Source organism: Oleiphilus sp. HI0066, from assembly GCF_001635725.1.
This window is the reverse complement of the sequence record NZ_LWFH01000141.1, coordinates 1-484: the sequence shown is the minus strand read 5'-3', so window position 1 is coordinate 484 and position 484 is coordinate 1. Positions and strand designations below refer to the sequence as shown.

The window sequence follows — 484 nt, the reverse complement described above, 5'->3', positions numbered from 1 at the left end:
AAGAAACGCCCCTTACATCACAATAAAGATCAGTTTTGATTGAGTAACGCTAGGGCAGCAGCTTCATCCAGCACTGGCACATTGAGTTCAGTCGCTTTCTTTAGCTTAGAACCCGCTTTCTCACCCGCGACTAAATAATCGGTTTTGCTTGAAACTGAACCACTCACTTTTGCTCCAACCTCAATGAGAAGAGCCTTTAACTCATCACGGCTATAGTTTGGCAAAGTTCCTGTCAGCACAACCGTCTTCCCAGCAAATACATTCTCTGAAGACTTCCGTACTTGCTTAGGTATCTGACACTCAACACCTTTTTCGAGCAGTCGCCGAACAAGAGAACGATTGTCTTGATTTGAGGTAAAAACCATAACATGGCGAGCAACTATTGGACCGATGTCATCTAAAGATTCCAATACATCTGGCGTCAGCGAGAAGAGCCCCATAACGTCATCCAACTCACACGCAATGGTTGACGCGGTCGTTTCTC

At 45.5% G+C, this 484-nt stretch carries 1 protein-coding gene; it reads right to left on the bottom strand.

What is annotated here, in order from left to right:
* Positions 1-29: 29 nt before the first annotated feature.
* Positions 30-484: BRCT domain-containing protein (locus tag A3738_RS02510; RefSeq protein ID WP_304440055.1), on the bottom strand; the 455-nt coding region annotated here is incomplete at its 5' end.